This window comes from Bacillus sp. CDB3 (genome assembly GCF_002081505.1).
GTDB lineage: Bacteria > Bacillota > Bacilli > Bacillales > Bacillaceae_G > Bacillus_A > Bacillus_A cereus_AT.
In genome coordinates this window covers 125,877-143,481 of the sequence record NZ_ALBR01000065.1, presented here as the reverse complement: position 1 = coordinate 143,481, position 17,605 = coordinate 125,877, and the positions used below count along the sequence as shown (strand labels likewise).

Below are 17,605 nucleotides of genomic sequence, written 5' to 3'. Positions count from 1 at the left end.
AGTAAAGTTAGTAGAATAAGTAAGTAAAGTAAAGTTAAATTTAAATTAAAGTTAAAAGTTAAAAGTTGTTATATATATACGAACACCTTTTTTTATTTATATTCAACGTGTAATATTTATAGATTCATTATAAGTTTCTATTTTTCTATTTTTACCAATAATTTAACAGTTTCATATATAATTAAAGGTACGAAAGGTTGAATTTTCTGTTTTTTTTATCACCAGATATTAACTTAATTTGAAAAGAGGAGAGAGATATGCAAGGAGAAATACCAACAGAGAAAAATTTAAGTTATGTCGGTAAATTGTTATTGCCACTTAAAGTGTCACCACACTTTAAGTTTTTATGGATTGGGCAATTACTTTCGACTTTAGGTAGTTCGATAACGATGGTTATTTTGCCAGTCGTTGTGTATTCATTAACTGGTTCAACAGTTGTAATGGGAATAACTATGGCAATGTACATGCTTCCTAATATTCTTGCGTTACCGTTTGCTGGATTAGTCGTGGATCGAATTGATCGGGTGAAATTAATGTTATTTACAGATATAATTCGCTGCATATTAATGCTATTACTTGCAACACTGATATTTATGGACGTTTTAACAATTCCACTTCTATATGTACTCGTAGCAGTATATGGGCTTATGGAAGGGATATTCCAGCCGGCGTATGCGGCTGTAAGAGCGAAAGTATTTGTACCGGAAATTCGAAATGCAGCTAATGCATTAACGCAAATGAGTAATCAAGGTATACGACTAATTGGACCGGCTCTTGGAGGATTGATCGTTTCAGTTGCATCTGCCGGAATAGGATTTGGACTGGATGCAGTAACGTATTTGCTATCATTTTTCTGTTTATTATTTTTAAGAGAAATAAAGTTTAAAAAGGTAAAAACCATTGAAAAGAGTAAGATCGATTACAAACAAGAGTTTATGGAAGGTGTTTTAGTTTTAAAAAGCCACCCGTGGCTGTGGATTACAATTTTAGCCTTTTCTTTCATAAATATTTGTTATGCAGGAATTATCGTTGTGTTAATTCCATGGTTGTTTAATGTTCATCACCATTTTGATGCTTACGTATATGGATTGGGTATGGCTTCTTCTGGTGCTGGAGCTGTAATTGCAGCACTAATTTTCGGTGGGAGGCAGCAGTGGCGTAAGAGGGGATTACTTGCATATGGTGGTGTGTTAATAAGTGGAATAGCACTATTAATTATGCCTTTCGTTTCTTGGGCACCTGCTTTAATAGCTTTAATGGCAATGGAAGGATTCGGTATTATGATATTTGGGCTCATTTGGGAAACAAGTTTACAAGAGCTTGTACCAGAAGAAGCATTTGGAAGAGTGGCAAGTCTTGATATGTTAGGTTCATTTGCTTTATTGCCATTAGGATATGTGATTGTAGGCTGGTTAGCTACTGTAATAGGTGGCAAGATAACAATTATAATGCTAGCTATTTTAGTACTCATAACAATTGGGATGGCATTGTCTGTACCAAGTATTCGGCGGTTCGATTGATTATGTAGGCTAAAAGGGGGATATGGTATATGACAATAGAAAGCCTAAATGATTTAGTAGTAGGTGAGTTAGGATGTAAATATGTTTTGGGAGAAAAGGTATTTGAAGCGAAGAATTTTACGGTGTATATTGCGACTCCTATAGAAAGTAAAATGGCATATAGTCGATTGATTTTAATGAAGCATCTTTCTAATAAAAAATCATCCGTACATATTTGGTATAAAAAACTTTGTATGGAAGCAACGACAATGGAAATTGCAAAAGAAGTGACAGAAGCAATTCAATCTGGTTTTGTAAATAAAGAGTAAGCCCTAATCCAATTAGGGCTTACTCTTCATTAAATACAAATGTTTGTTTCATTTTTTTACCCTCATTTACCGGATGACCGTTGTAAGAGAAATTCTTTTCTTCCCAAGTAATAACGACTTTGAAATTATGGCTATTAAAGTCTAATGGGAATACCATGTAGTCAAAGCTTGTATGACTTTTTGAAACGTTGTTATTTATTGTAGTAGGATTAAAAGTAGCTTTAGATGTAGGTGTGTTATCAAGTATTTCCACTGATACATTCGAGACATCATTACCGATGTTTTTTACGAATAAACTATACGTATCATATACACCGTGTTTTGGTTGCGCCGCTTGCTTGTTTGAGTTATGAGATTTGTCAATTTCGATATACCACTGTTTAGACTTTGACGCAATTGGTAGTGATTGAAATGTGTATGCGCTAGCTTGCATTGGTAGTGCTAAACATATAAGGACGAAAAGAGATATTATTTTTCGTTTCATTTTGAAAAACCCCCATTCTTTAACAAAGTTATTTGTTATTATTCGCTCTGTTCGAGAAAATATACCATATAATGTAAGGGGGTAGAGGTATGAGTCTCGGCTTAGGAATCATTATAGTATTCGCTACGGTTATACTTGGCACGTCTGCTTAATAGTTGGTATATACGCGATCCATATGTTGATACACATCAAATCCAGTCAGAGTGAATTGTAAGGGAGAACATTATATTGAAAGTACTAGTAAGTACGGGGAGTAGTATTTTTCTACAATTATTATTTTTGTATATATTTATTTCGGGTGTTTTATTGGAAGTTAATCCTTGGTATGCAGTAGTTGTGTATATAAGTGTAGCAATATTAAGTCTTTTCTTTGGGATATATTCGATTGTTCGTTCTGTAAGAAAAGGTTCGAATGCTATTTTTCTAACAATATCGGTTGGAGTTGAAACGTCGTTATTTGCAATATTAATTATCGGCTTTACAGTGTTTGCTTATTTTTTACCGGAAGCAGGTATTCCACCGGTAATTAGTTTGTAGTATAAGTGGATGTGTCAAAAGATAAATGCTATTAAAGTGATATATTAAGGGGAATTAGATAAGGAAGCTGTGTAGAGATTTTTCTACACAGCATTTTTTGTGTCTAGCGTTCAATTACATATGTTTGTTGGTATGTATATATCGCCTTTGTATCAATTTATTAAACTGAAGATGAAGATTCCCACGTATGAATCAAAAGAATAAAAATATGAAAAAATTACCAATGAATATGTTAAAATAACATTGTCATATAACAAGGGGGATTCGTTTGATGGAAAAAGAGCATCTTGCTAAAGTAGATGTAACGAAAAGAATTGAATCAAAATCTAAGTACAATAAGAAACTCGAAAAATATCAAATGCGCTTATTAGCACTACAGCAAATTTTAAAAGAAGAAAAAATCGCTGTTATGCTCGTTATGGAAGGCTGGGATGCAGCAGGTAAAGGCGGAGCAATTAAGCGAGTGACGGAACATCTTGATCCGCGTGGATTTCAAGTAAATCCAATTGGCGCACCTGCTCCACATGAAAAACGGTATCATTATTTGCAACGTTTTTGGCGGAAGCTTCCTCAATATGGGCAAATTACTATATTCGACCGTTCTTGGTATGGGCGTGTATTAGTTGAACGTGTTGAAGGTTTTGCTACAAACGAAGAGTGGACGAGAGCGTATGGTGAAATTAATGATTTTGAGAAGTTATTAACAGATGATCATTACATAATAGGAAAGTTTTTCTATCACATTAGTAAAGACGAACAGTTGAAACGATTTAAAGAGCGAGAGAACAACCCTCTTAAAAGATGGAAAATTACAGATGAAGACTGGCGTAATCGAGAAAAATGGGATGAGTATGTTGAAGCAACGGAAGACATGTTTGAAAACACAGATAAACCGAATGCTAAATGGAATATTATTGCGAGTAATGATAAATTATACGCTCGTTTGAAAACATTGAAAGTGATTATTTCATTAATTGAGGATTATTTCTTAGAACATAATATAGAATTACCTTCTTATTACTATGAAATAAAAGAAGGTAAGAAAAAGGAAATTAAATCTGTGCAAGATGTAGGGGTTAAATAGCATAGAGAGATTTTGTCATTATTAGAGGTAGGTATGAAACATGAGGAGGAGCTGTCCCGTAAGTAGGTGAAACTAAACTATGGGACAGCTTTTTTAGTTAGAATGTACTTATATTAGATGGATCAATGAGAGTGTCGTTCAAGTAACGAATACAATTGTCATTGAATATGAAACAATAATTATAGTACATTAACAAGAGGAATTAATTTCAAAAGGAGGGTGAGAAAATGCTAGGTAAGGCGGAAACTTCAGTAAATAACCATATGTACACAGAAGAAGAGCAACAAAAATTATATAAACGAACCTTAGTAATCGTAAGTATTTCACAAATGTTTGGCGGAGCGGGATTAGCTGCTGGAATTACAGTAGGTGCACTTCTTGCGCAGCAAATGCTTGGGACAGATGCATATGCAGGATTACCGGCTGCTATGTTTACAATGGGATCCGCTGTAGCGGCTTTCTTTGTTGGGAAGTTATCGCAAAAATATGGTCGCCGAATAGGACTTGCAACAGGGTTTATAGTAGGGGGACTAGGGGCTATTGGAGTTGTATTAGCTGCTTTAACAAATAATATTATTCTATTACTAGTCTCTTTACTCATATATGGTGCAGGTACAGCGACGAATTTACAAGCTCGTTATGCTGGTACCGATTTAGCAGATAAGAAACAACGAGCAACTGCTATTAGTATTACGATGGTAATGACGACTTTTGGTGCAGTTGCAGGTCCAAATTTAGTAGGTGTAATGGGAAGGTTTGCTCATTCAATTGGAATTCCTGAACTTGCTGGTCCGTTCATATTATCGGCAGCTGCATTTATACTAGCGGGTCTTGTCCTATTTGTTATGCTTCGTCCAGATCCGTTAATTATTGCTAACATAATAGAAACATATAAACAAGAACATACATATAAAGGGCGACCAGTAACAGAAGAAATGATAGAAAATAAGCGTGGTGTTACTGTTGGAGCAATTGTTATGATACTTACTCAAATAGTGATGGTTGCGATTATGACGATGACGCCAGTTCATATGGGACACCACGGTCATGGTTTAAGTGCAGTAGGCCTTGTAATCGGTTTTCATGTAGGTGCAATGTATCTTCCATCTCTCATTACGGGAATGTTAATTGATAAAATTGGCCGAACTACGATGAGTATAGCTGGTGGGGTGATTTTACTTGCAGCGGGTGTAATAGCTGCGATAGCACCAAGTAATTCTTTACTATTATTAATTGTTGCTCTTTCTTTACTTGGATTAGGATGGAACCTCGGTTTAATAAGTGGAACAGCACAAATCGTTGATTCCACAACTCCTTCTACACGTGCTAAAACACAAGGGAAAATAGATGTTTTTATTGCGTTAGCCGGAGCTTCAGGTGGAGCGATGTCAGGAATGGTAGTAGCTAATTCCAGTTATGCCGCATTATCATTAGCGGGAGGAGTGTTAGCTTTCATACTCATTCCAGTAGTGATATGGTCTCAGGGAAGTGCAAAACAGAGAATATAAGGCTTGAGGTGAGTTTGCTTTGAATATAGTGATTTTTAACAAACTAAAAGATGGGAATTAGGTATATAAAAGGCAGTTCTAGAAATCTAGGACTGCCTAGGAGTTTTTCATAAGTTCTTTTTTCGTTTGTTTTCAATTGAGAACGAAAGCATGATATAAATTTGTATGAAAAGAATGGTACGCCTCTTTGAGTTGCGGAAAACTACTTAGATTTAGGCATGGTATGTTCACTTACTTTAAGTTTGTTGTTTTTATCAACAATGAGTGTATATTCATGGTAATGTTGATCGATTGTTTCCTCATTATTTTTTTTGTATATCAAGTATTCTTCGTACGTAGAAACTTTATATGTAGTAGAATTTACTTTTTTCACTTTTTCTAGTTCTGTCTTTGTATTTTTTTGTATAGTTTGTTTTATGACGTTTTCTTCAATCTCACCCTGCTGTTTCTTATACATATCTCCTGTAGGATCTAAATAATCTTTAACCTCAGAAAACTTTTTGTTATTTAGGGCATTTACACTTGCGAGATTATAGTCTTTTATAAAGCTATCGATTTCGGAGTTAGAAAACTCTTTTATGTTTGTTGTAATTTCTTTTTGTTGCTGCGAAGATTCTGCGGGAGAACTCTTAGGGAAAGCTTTCTCGAGAACACTTATACCATCATTTAAAAAACCAAATAGGGCGGCGCCACCTACGATAAAACCACCTACAATTGCTTTTATGCCAGTGGATTTTTTTTCAGAACTCATAAACTTCGATCTCTCCTTTTATAAAGATAAATAAATAATATTAGTGCCATATAAATATATCATTTTTGAGAAAAATATAACATTAATTAATTTATTTTGAAGGGGATATATCATATTGCATGTTTGATTGATACATTGAACAATATTTTTTGATTGTAAAGATTATTAGCCATCATATATATAGCGGAAAAAAAGTAGTTTAATTTCGTGAAGTGAAAAGAGGTACTAGGAAGTAACTAGAACCTCTTTTCATATATTCAATCTAAATTCCACTCCACAATAAGCCCTAAATGTGTAAGGCCCCCACCAAATCCGTACAGTAAAAGTGTATCTCCATTATTTAATTTTCCTTCTTTTCTAGCTAGATCTAAAGCGAGTGAAATGGAGACGGAAGATGTATTCCCCATATATTCCACACTCGTTAATGTTTTTTGAATAGATATTTCGGATTTCTCACAAATAGATTCAATCATTCGTAAGTTAGCACTATGTGGTATGAACCAGTCAATATTATGTACTTGCATATTTGCGGCATGTAATAGTTTTTTTATACCGGCTGGCACTGTGCGTGTTGCCCATTTATACACTTCTCTTCCATTTTGAACGATTTTTTCATTTGTTTGCAGTGGTGTGCCATTCATAGTAGTGGATAAATTTGTTCTGTACAGATGAATGCCGCCATCACCGTTTGTTCCCATGTGAGTAGCGACAAAGCTTGGTTTGTTTTCGTCTTTTTCTAATAAAATAGCTCCAGCACCATCACCAAACAAAATACAGGTCGTTCTATCGGTGTAATCAGTAACTTTAGATAGTGTTTCAGCCGCTACGACTAGTACTTTTTGATGGGCACCAGTAGTAATTAAGCTGTTACCGACATGTAATCCATAAGTGAAGCCAGCGCAAGTAGCATTTAAATCAAAAGCTAGTGTATGAGGTATGTTGAAGTATTGTTGTATTTGGCAAGCAACACTAGGGAAAACAAAGTCAGCAGTAGTTGTAGCGACAATGATACAGTCGACATCTTCTAAGTTTTTCTTATATGTTTTACATAAATTCTCAATTGCTTTAATGGCTAAGTGAGAGGAGTATTCTTCTTCACTAGCGATTCTTCTTTCCTTCATTCCCGTTCTTTGCACAATCCATTCATCATTCGTATGGACCATCTTTTCTAAATCGTTATTAGACAATATTTGCTTTGGAACATAAGTACCGATTGCAGTAATACGAGATTTAGAATTCATAGGAACATCTCCTAACTTATTTTTATAACCTGATACTAATATCAGGTTATAAAAATGTCAATAAAGACTTTTATTGTATTGAAACGATAATGTTTAATTCACTATGGAGGAATTTGGCGAATGACGTAAAAATAATATACGGAAAGCTTCTAAAATTGATAATGTGAAGGGGTTTGAGATTCTTGAAAAGAATCGTATATGTATTGTCTCTTGTTTTAATTTGTAGCTTTACTTATTTTATTTTATCAGAGAAGTCTTATGCTTGTGATTGTACTAAAGCATCACCAGAAGAGCGGTTACAAAAAAATGATGTAGTGTTTGAAGGTAAGGTATTAGAAGTTCAAGAGAAAGAAGGGGAAATGAAAACATTATTTGAAGTGAAGAAAATTTGGAAAGGGACAACTTCTTCGCAAATTATTATATATACAAGTTTTGGTAGCTGTACATTTCGTTTTGCAGAGGGAGGAGAATATTTAGTCTTTTCTTCTTATAGAGGAGAGGAAAAGTTAGAGACATCTATTTGTAGTGGAACACAGAGATTAGATGAAGCAGAGCTGAAGAGAAATGCTTTAAATCATATTGCAAAAGAATCTATTCCAACGAAGAAAGTGAATTTAAAAGGTGAGATGGTGGACGCTTTCAGTTGGTGGCAAGTTGTTACTCTTTCTATAGGTCTGTTACTGATAGTAGCTGTTGTGATTTTTATTGTAAGAAGAACTCGCAAAAAATGACGATTAAAGTAAAAATACAAAGATTTTCTTTCTGTTTCTATAGGTGGTTTAATCTTGTGAAAGCGAATTACTTATGCTACACTTTATGTAACTTAAAATGAACGGAGGGGCTTCCTTTGATCTTAATCAGATTACGTCTCAATACTTTGTGCCAATAATTGAATAGCGCTCAAAGGCTCTGTCTGTGTGCAGAGTGAACGGGATTGGTCTGCCTATTTTAAAGGAACCCTTTATTAAGCTTATATGTGAAAAAGAGGGAGGGACGAATACGCCCTCTTTTTGTTTTGCCTTTATAAATAGAATGGGATTGTATAGGTAAATGCTTGTTGTGGATACGTATATGATCTTGGGACTTAATATGAGATAGGATGAAAGTATAGTTTTCTCCTGTTTCTTTGGTGAACCCTTATCCGTTTACGAAAACACAGGCAGTGACCTGTGTTTTTTATTTTGCGTAATCGAAATGGAGGAATAAATATATGGAAGAATTATTACAAAGAGCAATATTAGTTGGAGTAAATTTAGGTAATGAAGCTGATTTTGCGTATTCGATGGAAGAGTTAGCGAATCTTACGGAAGCTTGTGATGTGGAAGTAATCGGTCAAGTGACGCAAAATTTACAACGAGTAAATCCGTCGCATTATATTGGAAAAGGGAAGATTGAAGAGGTAGCAGCGTATGTGAAAGAAGCCGATGCGAATATGGTTATCTTTAATGATGAATTATCTCCTTCTCAAATTCGAAACTTAGAAGAGGATTTAGATTGTAAAGTAATTGATCGTACCATTTTAATTTTAGATATTTTTGCGCAGCGTGCGAAAACGAAAGAAGCACAGTTGCAAGTAGAAGTGGCCCATCTTCAGTACATGATGCCTCGTTTAATCGGTCTTCGTGAATCGTTAGGAAGACAGAGCGGGGGAGTTGGCACGAAAAATAAAGGTGTCGGTGAGAAGAAGTTGGAATTAGACCGTCGTAAAATTGAAGAACAAATTGCAGCTCTAAATAAAGAATTAGAGGCACTTGTTGCACAGCGTCAAACGCAGCGTAAACAACGTAAGAAAAATGAAATTCCAGTTGTGTCATTAGTAGGATATACGAATGCAGGTAAATCAACAATAATGAATACAATGCTTGAAATTTTTAATGGTACTGTAGAAAAACAAGTATTTGAAAAAGATATGTTATTTGCGACATTAGAGACATCTGTACGAAATATTGATTTGCCGGATAATAAATCATTTTTATTAACGGATACTGTTGGATTTGTAAGTAAATTACCGCATCATCTTGTGAAAGCATTCCGTTCAACGCTGGAGGAAGTGGCGGAAGCAGATTTACTCATTCACGTCGTAGATTACTCAAATCCTAATTATGAGCAATTAATTGATATTACAAATGAAACGTTAAAGAAAATTGGCGTGGAAAATATCCCGACGATTTATGCATACAACAAATCAGATATAGTAGATGTTGAAATTCCGAAAGTGCAAGAAGATCGTGTTTATCTATCTGCGAAGAAACATGTTGGAATTGAAGAGCTTGTAGAAATGGTTCGCTCACACATTTATAAAGAGTATACGAAGTGTGAAATGTTAATTCCATATGATCAAGGACAGGTAGTTTCTTATTTCAACAATCATGCACACGTTTTATCTACGAGTTATGAAAACGAAGGTACGAAAATGGAACTAGAATGTAAGACGAGTGATTACGAGAAGTATAAGCGCTTTGCTATTTAATAGAAAAGGCGATCCTAATATTTTTTTTAGGATCGCCTTTTTCTTCATAGTTGGCCCCCTTTCCTTCGTCCTGTCCCAGTATAAAAGAAAATACAGAGAGTTCATATAAATAAATCCGACAAAGCATATAGAAAAAATATATTTTTTTAGAAGTTGAATTTCTGGAAAAAGAAACGAAACCAGTATAGAATAGAAATGTTTCAAAAATCAGAATTTATTACACCTACTGTAATAAATATATATTTTGTACAGAAAGGGGAGATTCATATATGCAGGCAGTTTCACAAAAAAGTACAGTGGAAACACCGACGATATATCGAATATTATTTGCGATTAGTTTCGGACATTTTTTGAATGATTCGATGCAAGCGGTTGTACCAGCGTTGTTTCCTATTTTGGAAAAAACGATGAATTTATCTTATATGCAAGTAGGGTGGATTGCGTTCGCGTTAAATATGACGTCATCGATTATGCAGCCGGTTTTTGGTATGTATTCGGATAAGAAGCCGTCACCATTTTTATTACCGCTCGGTATGTTTTCGAGCATGCTTGGGATGATTGGGCTCGCGTTTGCTCCGAACTTTATTATTGTTATTATTTCTGTTTTATTTATTGGATTAGGTTCCGCGGTCTTTCATCCTGAAGGTGCCCGCGTTGCTTATATGGCGGCAGGTGCCAAACGTGGTTTAGCACAAGCGATTTATCAAGTGGGAGGAAACACAGGGAATTCTCTAGCCCCTATTTTTACAGCATTAATTTTCGTCCCGCTTGGTCAAATTGGTTCTTTAGGTTTTACAGCCTTTGCAGCAGTAGGAATTGTATTACTAATTTTCGTATCAAATTGGTATAAAAGTGAATTAGCCACTGGTGCTGTAAGAAGGAAAAAGAGGGCTGCACTTGAGGCTGAAAATGCGATTGTAAGTACGCATATTAAATTTGTTATTATACTTCTTGTTTTTCTAACATTTGTACGTTCTTGGTACGGTGCTGGTATCGGGAATTTCTATCAATTCTATTTAATAGAGCATTACGGCTTATCTATAAAAAACGCACAGTATTTCGTCTTTGCTTTTATGATTGCTGGTGTATTAGGTACTTTCTTTGGTGGTCCGTTAGCAGATAAATTCGGTAAGAAAAAGATAATTGTATTTTCAATGCTCGGTTCAGCGCCGCTTGCACTTTTACTACCTCACGTTTCGCTCGTGTGGGTTGTACCGTTATTTTTATGTATCGGTTTTATTAGTTCAAGTAGTTTTAGTGTAATCGTTGTATACGCACAAGAGCTTGTCCCGGGGAAAGTGGGAATGGTATCGGGATTAATTGTCGGCCTTGCGTTTGGCCTTGGAGCATTAGGTGCTGTAGTCCTTGGAAAATTAGCTGATATGTATAGCCTTCAATTTATTATGCTATTATGTAGTTGTTTACCATTAATTGGACTAACTTCATGGTTACTGCCAAATGATAAGAAAACGATAGAATAGGAGATGCGCTATGAAATTATGTGAAAACGTTACAGAATTAATAGGAGATACACCTGTTGTTCGATTATCTAAATTTATTCCAGAAGACGCAGCGGATGTGTATGTAAAACTGGAAATGTTTAATCCATCTCGCAGTGTGAAAGATCGTGCAGCCTATAATTTACTTCATGCCGCTGAGGAAAAGGGACTTATAAAACCTGGTGATACAATTATTGAACCGACAAGTGGAAATACCGGAATTGGCTTAGCGATGAATGCAGCTGCTAAAGGATATAAAGCGATTTTAATTATGCCAGATAATATGTCCAAAGAGCGTATTAATTTATTGAAAGCATACGGAGCAGAAGTAGTTTTAACACCAGCTGAACAAAGAATGCCAGGAGCAATTGCGAAGGCGGTAGAGTTACAAAAAGAAATTCCAAATAGTTTTATTCCGCAGCAATTTGAAAACCCAGCAAATCCGAATATTCATCGTTATACGACTGCACTTGAAATTTATGAACAAATGGATGGAGAGCTTGATGCATTTGTAGCAACGGCGGGAACGGGTGGAACAATTACAGGGACCGGTGAAACGTTAAAAGAGAAACTACCAAACTTATATATTGCAGTAGTAGAACCGAAAGGATCCCCAGTGTTATCTGGCGGTGTTCCAGGCCCTCATAAACTAGTAGGAACAAGTCCTGGTTTTATTCCGAAAAACTTAAATACAGAAGTGTATAACGAAATTATTCAAATTGCAGATGAAGAGGCATTAACGACAATGAGAAACTTAGCAAGACAAGAAGGACTACTAGTAGGGCCATCTTCAGGAGCCTCTGTTTACGCAGCAATTATGATAGCGAAGCGTCTAGGCGCGGGTAAAAAAGTTTTATGTATTGCACCTGATACAGGGGAACGCTATTTAAGTATGGGATTATTTGAATAAAAGTGCTAGAAACACCTTAATAGTAAGGATGAAAATCCTCTATTAAGGTGTTTCTTTTAGAAAAATAGAGAATGGGCGAGTGGGGAGAATGACAATGAAGCTATTGAAACCAACATACGAATATAGCGAACAAATTATGGAGTATCGGCGGGCATTTTTAAATTCAGGAGAAGAACCGCACGGTAGTTGTTCTTTACAAAATTTTGATTCTCTTGATGAATGGTTTGAAAAAGTGAGTATACAAAAAGAAGGTAAAAACTTACCATTTAATCGAGTGCCGTCTAGTCAGTTTTTAAGTGTTGATAACGGAAAAATAATAGGCTTTGTGAATATTCGACACCGGTTAAATCCAGAATTATTGCTGGAAAGCGGTCATATTGGTTATAGTGTGCATCCTAATAAACGTCGTCAAGGCTATGCGACGGAGCAACTTCAACTTTCATTAGCTGAAGCGGAAAAATTAGGATTGAAAAAAGTGTTGATAACTTGTGACAAAGTTAATATTGGCTCTGCTAAAACGATTCAAAAGGTTGGCGGTGTGTTAGAAAATGAAGTGATTTCTTCTAATACTGGTGAAATTGTTCAGCGTTATTGGGTAGAAATATAATTTGGTAGGAATTTGAAAAGGCAATATAATGTGTAATATCGAAATAGATAAATGAAAAGTAAGGGGAGTACTGCAATTTTAGGGGGAAATAAAATGGGATTAAAAGAGAAAGCGATAGAAATGTCGGAGATTTATAGGCAAAACCCGAAAGTCGAAGCGATTATTTTAGCGGGTTCAGTAGCAAGAAAATTAGAGGACGAACATTCTGATATTGAATTACATATTTTATGGTCAGCACCGCCAGAGGATGAGGATCGTCAAGGGCCTATTAACAATATTGGTGGAACGATTTTGTCATATCATCCTTACGAGGAAGAAGAATGGTCGGAAACATATTTGACGAAAGAAGGAATTAAACTAGAGATTAGTAATTTTTTAACAGTGACAGTAGAAAAGGTTATTTCAGAAGTTGTAGAGCAGTATGATATTAATTATGAAAAACAGTGTATTGTATCATCTGTTCATGATGGTGTGAGTTTGTATGGAGAAGTAAAAGTATATGCTCTAAAAGATAGAATTGAAGCATATCCAGAAGAACTGGCGAAAAGGATGATTTCAGAAAATCTTTGGTTAAGCAATCGATGGCATAATCGAGAGGCTCTTTTGAAACGAAAGGATTGGCTTATGCTTTATGATGTTATTTGTGAAGTACAAAGAAATATATTTGGGGTCTTATTTGGAATGAACCGAATGTACGTGCATCATCCTGCATTTAAATGGATGCCATATAATGTGGAACGAATGAGTATTAAACCTGAAAATCTATATGAGCGTATGGCGAATACGCTGATAGGGGAACCGGAGTATAGTGTACAGGAGTTAGAAGTGTTAATCGAAGAGGTATTACATTTAGTAGAACAATATGCTCCAGAATTAAATATTGCTGAACAACAAAAGCGCATTCAATATGCGAAGTAAAAAAACAAGAGATGTAACAACGCGTTACATCTCTTGTTTTTTTATTTTACTAACTTTCCTAATACAGGTAAACGTTGAATACGATCACCGAGAATATGCGAAGCAAGTCCACTCGTTAGTACGAATAAAAGATAAACAAGTCCTCCTGCTGCGGCGCATATAAACACAATGATTAGTGATTCTATATAAGATTGGCCAGGAATAATCCAGCTTATAAATGCTCTTAATGCAATTACAACAGCAGACATTGCTGCGGAGTAAATTGTAATTAGAAATACTGTTTTTGCTGTTTCACCAATTTTGAATTTCGCGAACTTAACGATGCAGTACAGCATAATAATATTTGAAACGAGATATCCAAGAATTGTTCCAAGTACAGCACCATGTCCACCGAATAAGTGTAGAAGTGGTGTGTTCACCACAATTTTAACGAGAATACCGACTGAGAATGCAATCATTGTTTTTCTTTGATAATCAATTCCTTGTAATATAGCAGCTGAAACTGTGAAAATCGCACTTAATACAGCAGAAGGTGCAAATGAAATTAAATATTGTGATCCACCAAGTGCAATTTCAGGATTTACATAAACCATGCGGAATGCATCGTAAGCGATACTAGCTAGGCCGAATGCGGCTGGGATAGTGAAGAATAACAACACTTGAAATATCTTTGAAATTTGTCCTTGTAATTCATCTAGCTTCCCACTTGTAAATGATTTCGTTATAGCTGGAATTATCGTTAATGAGAATCCGGTTGCAAGTGAAGCGGGAATCATAATTAACTTTTGTGCATAGTTCGTTATATAAGCGAAAACTGCATTCGCGGTTTCTAAAGGCTCTCCCATCGCTCTAAGTACATCAGCTACAGTATATTGATCTACTAACGTATAGAGCGGAATTGCAATACCGACAAATACAATTGGGATCGCATATCGAAGTAATTCTATATAAATATTTTTTAATGGAATATCGGATGCCCTTGACTTTGATTCACCTTCAGGAGGTTTTAATCCATTATATTTTTTTCCAGTACATCATTAAAATAGAGACGCTGGCAAGTGCCCCGATAACAGCACCAAACGTAGCAACTGCAACAGAAGAAGCTACTGAACCCCCTAATAGTTTTGAGACGATAAAACTACCAACTAAAATGAAAACAACGCGTGCGATTTGTTCCACAACTTGAGAAACAGCACTTGGTTTCATATGTTGAAAACCTTGGAAATAACCACGTGTAACACTCATAGCTGGTACGATAATAAGCGCGAAACTTAATGCTCGCATTGTAAGTGTTACGTCGGCGATAAATTGTGGATCGGGTGTTTTCGAGCGAATAATAAATTGTGATATGTACGGTGCTCCAATAAATAAAATTAAAAATCCTAAAAAGCCCATAAATAACATCAATTTTACGCTAGAGTTGTATAATTTTTTACTTGTACTATAATCACCAAGTGCATTATGTTTTGCAACAAATTTGGAGACGGCAATAGGAATACCAGCTGTTGAAAAGCTTAATAAAATACCGTACCAAGAGTATGCATATCCGTATAAAGCGACCCCTTGCGTTCCAACTAATAATTGAAAGGGGAAAAAATATATAAACCCTAAAATACGTGAAATCATTGTGGCACCGCTTAATAAAGCCGTACCTTTTAAAACTTTTGAAGTAGACAAAATTCTTTCCTCCTACTCGTGCTGCCTTGCATTTATCGTATACTACTATAAACCCGTTAAAGAAGTTAATACAGTATAAACCATAAATGTATGAATACTATGCATTCAAAAGTCATATTTTGAATTTTTAAATAGAATGTAATACATAAAAATTCAAAATATAAGTTGACACTATTTTTAATGTGTGATAAAAATGATAGTAATCAATTCGGAAAATAATATTTGGGCAATGAAAGGGTATAGTAGTGAAAATCTCCCTATTTCAGAGAGCTGATGGTTGGTGTGAATCAGTATATAGATTATTCATGAAGTTCGTCCTGGAGCATCTTTCATAAATCTCATATTTTGAGGAAATGAAAGACGGTAGTTTATACCGTTATCAAATAAAGTGGTGAAGATTGTTTCACAACTAGGGTGGTACCGCGATATTTATCGTCCCTACGTATTTACGTAGGGACGTTTTTTATTTAGGTCCTAACTTTGGTGTGGCTTCATAACTAGGGTGGTACCGCGATATTTTATCGTCCCTACGTATTTGCGTAGGGACGTTTTTTATTTAGGTCTTACTTTTGTTGTATCTTCATAACTAGGGTGGTACCGCGATATTTTTGTCGTCCCTACGTATTTACGTAGGGGCGTTTTTTATTATTAGGGAGGAAGTGGACGTATTAGAAAAGAGTATGGATAGAACAATATAAATACCGGATTGTAACACAGAAAAAGATAAAGAGAGGAGATTAACAAATGAATTCACAGCAATGGACGTCGAAATTAGGTTTCGTATTAGCTGCAGCAGGTTCAGCAATTGGTCTTGGAGCGATTTGGAAATTCCCGTATATGGCCGGCATCGGAGGAGGCGGCGCGTTCTTCCTTATTTTCATCGGTTTCACATTATTAATTGGTTTACCGCTATTATTAGCCGAATTCGTTATTGGAAGAAGTACACAAAAAGAGGCCGTCGATGCGTACAGAGAAATTGCACCTAAAACGCTATGGCCGTGGTTAGGTAAGTTGGGGATTGTAACATGTTTCATATTACTTTCTTTCTACAGTGTTGTAGGGGGGTGGATTTTACTATATTTATGGAATGCAATTACAGGTAGACTATGGGAAGGAAATGGGGCGTACGAAGCTACGTTCGGTGAAATCATTTCCAATCCGTATTTAGCAGTTGGATCACAGCTATTATTCATCCTTATTACTATTTTCATCGTAAGTAAAGGTGTACAAAATGGTGTTGAAAAAGTAAATAAATATTTCATGCCAGCACTATTCGTTTTATTCTTTGTCTTAATTGTTCGTGCACTTACATTAGATGGTGCTGGAGAAGGAGTTCGCTTCTTCTTACAACCTGATTTCTCAAACGTAACGTCAGAAATTATTTTATATGCGATGGGGCAATCGTTCTTCTCGTTATCTGTCGGTGTAGCCGTTATGGTAACGTATAGCTCATACTTACCGAAAGAAGAAAGTTTACCGCGTTCAGCATTTTCTATCGTAGCTTTAACGCTCGTTATTACATTACTTGCAGGACTTGCGATATTCCCAGTTGTATTCGCATTTGGAATGGAACCATCTCAAGGACCAGGACTATTATTTATCGTATTGCCAGCTATTTTCAGTAAAATGGCGTTCGGAAAATTATTCTTCATCGTTTTCTTATTACTATTCTTCTTTGCTACTATTACATCAGCAATTTCGATGTTAGAAATTAGCGTTGCGTCTTTAACTGCAAAAGGTAAAGGGAAACGTGAAAAAATGGCTTTAATCGTTGGATTATTAATCTTCGTTGTTGGAGTACCATCAGCATTATCATTTGGTATATTAAGTGATCTGAAGATTTTTGGAAAGACTATTTTTGATTTATCGGACTATGCAGTTAGTAACGTATTAATGCCACTTGGTGTTTTATTAGTTTCTATCTTTGTTCCGTTAAAGATGAAGAAAGATGTATTAATGAAAGAGCTGGGTGTAAGTAAAAATAAAGGCTATAAATTATTCGTATTATGGTTATTCTTACTTCGCTATATTGCACCAATTGCGATTATTATCGTATTCCTAAATGTACTTGGAATTATATAAAAAGAGAGG

General features: G+C 35.5%; 15 protein-coding genes, 1 pseudogene and 1 other annotated feature. Of the genes and pseudogenes, 12 read left to right on the top strand and 4 right to left on the bottom strand.

Annotated features, from left to right (window positions below; translation table 11 throughout):
• Positions 1-257 precede the first annotated feature (257 nt).
• Entirely contained in the window at positions 258-1,520 is a 1,263-nt protein-coding gene (locus tag CDB3_RS15320) for an MFS transporter (RefSeq protein ID WP_128855092.1), read from the top strand.
• Positions 1,521-1,549: 29 nt separating this feature from the next.
• The gene (locus CDB3_RS15315; protein WP_128855091.1) at positions 1,550-1,828 is read left to right on the top strand and encodes a hypothetical protein; all 279 of its coding nucleotides are present in this window, start codon (positions 1,550-1,552) and stop codon (positions 1,826-1,828) included.
• Between the two features lie 19 nt (positions 1,829-1,847).
• Here the strand turns inward: CDB3_RS15315 and CDB3_RS15310 are convergent, their stop codons facing one another.
• Positions 1,848-2,312 (bottom strand): hypothetical protein, encoded by a 465-nt coding sequence (locus CDB3_RS15310; RefSeq protein ID WP_128855090.1) that lies wholly within the window; start codon positions 2,310-2,312, stop codon positions 1,848-1,850.
• Between the two features lie 228 nt (positions 2,313-2,540).
• Here CDB3_RS15310 and CDB3_RS15305 point away from each other — a divergent pair, with 228 nt between their 5' ends.
• From CDB3_RS15305 to CDB3_RS15295, 3 genes are all read left to right on the top strand, one after another.
• Positions 2,541-2,849, top strand: coding sequence for an alpha/beta hydrolase (locus tag CDB3_RS15305; RefSeq protein ID WP_128855089.1), 309 nt, complete (start codon positions 2,541-2,543; stop codon positions 2,847-2,849).
• Positions 2,850-3,120: 271 nt separating this feature from the next.
• Positions 3,121-3,933 carry a polyphosphate kinase 2 family protein gene (locus CDB3_RS15300; RefSeq protein ID WP_128855088.1) on the top strand — a complete coding sequence of 271 codons (813 nt, stop codon included), beginning with the start codon at positions 3,121-3,123 and terminating at the stop codon, positions 3,931-3,933.
• A gap of 227 nt (positions 3,934-4,160) precedes the next feature.
• Positions 4,161-5,441, top strand: a complete 1,281-nt coding sequence (locus CDB3_RS15295) for an MFS transporter (protein WP_128855087.1) — start codon at positions 4,161-4,163, stop codon at positions 5,439-5,441.
• A 202-nt stretch (positions 5,442-5,643) separates the two neighbouring features.
• Here CDB3_RS15295 and CDB3_RS15290 read toward each other — a convergent pair whose 3' ends face one another.
• Both CDB3_RS15290 and CDB3_RS15285 read right to left on the bottom strand, forming a co-directional pair.
• Positions 5,644-6,192 carry a TcaA NTF2-like domain-containing protein gene (locus CDB3_RS15290; protein ID WP_128855086.1) on the bottom strand — a complete coding sequence of 183 codons (549 nt, stop codon included), beginning with the start codon at positions 6,190-6,192 and terminating at the stop codon, positions 5,644-5,646.
• Positions 6,193-6,449: 257 nt separating this feature from the next.
• Positions 6,450-7,433: a ketoacyl-ACP synthase III gene (locus CDB3_RS15285; RefSeq protein WP_128855085.1), complete on the bottom strand. Its 984-nt coding sequence runs from the start codon at positions 7,431-7,433 to the stop codon at positions 6,450-6,452.
• Between the two features lie 182 nt (positions 7,434-7,615).
• Between CDB3_RS15285 and CDB3_RS15280 the strand changes: the two genes are divergently transcribed.
• From CDB3_RS15280 to CDB3_RS15255, 6 genes are all read left to right on the top strand, one after another.
• Positions 7,616-8,164, top strand: a complete 549-nt coding sequence (locus CDB3_RS15280; protein WP_128855084.1) for a cobalamin biosynthesis protein CbiN — start codon at positions 7,616-7,618, stop codon at positions 8,162-8,164.
• 479 nt (positions 8,165-8,643) lie between these two features.
• On the top strand, positions 8,644-9,903 hold the full coding sequence (hflX, locus tag CDB3_RS15275; RefSeq protein ID WP_071770040.1) for a GTPase HflX: 1,260 nt from the start codon (positions 8,644-8,646) through the stop codon (positions 9,901-9,903).
• A gap of 269 nt (positions 9,904-10,172) precedes the next feature.
• Complete coding sequence (locus CDB3_RS15270) at positions 10,173-11,384, top strand: MFS transporter (protein WP_128855083.1); 1,212 nt, start codon at positions 10,173-10,175, stop codon at positions 11,382-11,384.
• A gap of 10 nt (positions 11,385-11,394) precedes the next feature.
• Positions 11,395-12,312, top strand: coding sequence for a cysteine synthase A (cysK, locus tag CDB3_RS15265; RefSeq protein WP_128855082.1), 918 nt, complete (start codon positions 11,395-11,397; stop codon positions 12,310-12,312).
• Positions 12,313-12,406: 94 nt separating this feature from the next.
• Positions 12,407-12,919 carry a GNAT family N-acetyltransferase gene (locus tag CDB3_RS15260; protein WP_128855081.1) on the top strand — a complete coding sequence of 171 codons (513 nt, stop codon included), beginning with the start codon at positions 12,407-12,409 and terminating at the stop codon, positions 12,917-12,919.
• A gap of 93 nt (positions 12,920-13,012) precedes the next feature.
• Entirely contained in the window at positions 13,013-13,837 is an 825-nt protein-coding gene (locus tag CDB3_RS15255; RefSeq protein ID WP_128855080.1) for a DUF4037 domain-containing protein, read from the top strand.
• A 41-nt stretch (positions 13,838-13,878) separates the two neighbouring features.
• Here CDB3_RS15255 and CDB3_RS15250 read toward each other — a convergent pair.
• Positions 13,879-15,514: pseudogene (locus CDB3_RS15250) on the bottom strand (putative polysaccharide biosynthesis protein).
• Positions 15,515-15,734: 220 nt separating this feature from the next.
• Positions 15,735-15,957 (top strand) — a binding site (T-box leader).
• Positions 15,958-16,258: 301 nt separating this feature from the next.
• Here CDB3_RS15250 and CDB3_RS15245 point away from each other — a divergent pair.
• Positions 16,259-17,596 (top strand): sodium-dependent transporter, encoded by a 1,338-nt coding sequence (locus CDB3_RS15245; RefSeq protein WP_001088192.1) that lies wholly within the window; start codon positions 16,259-16,261, stop codon positions 17,594-17,596.
• The last annotated feature ends 9 nt before the right edge of the window (positions 17,597-17,605 follow it).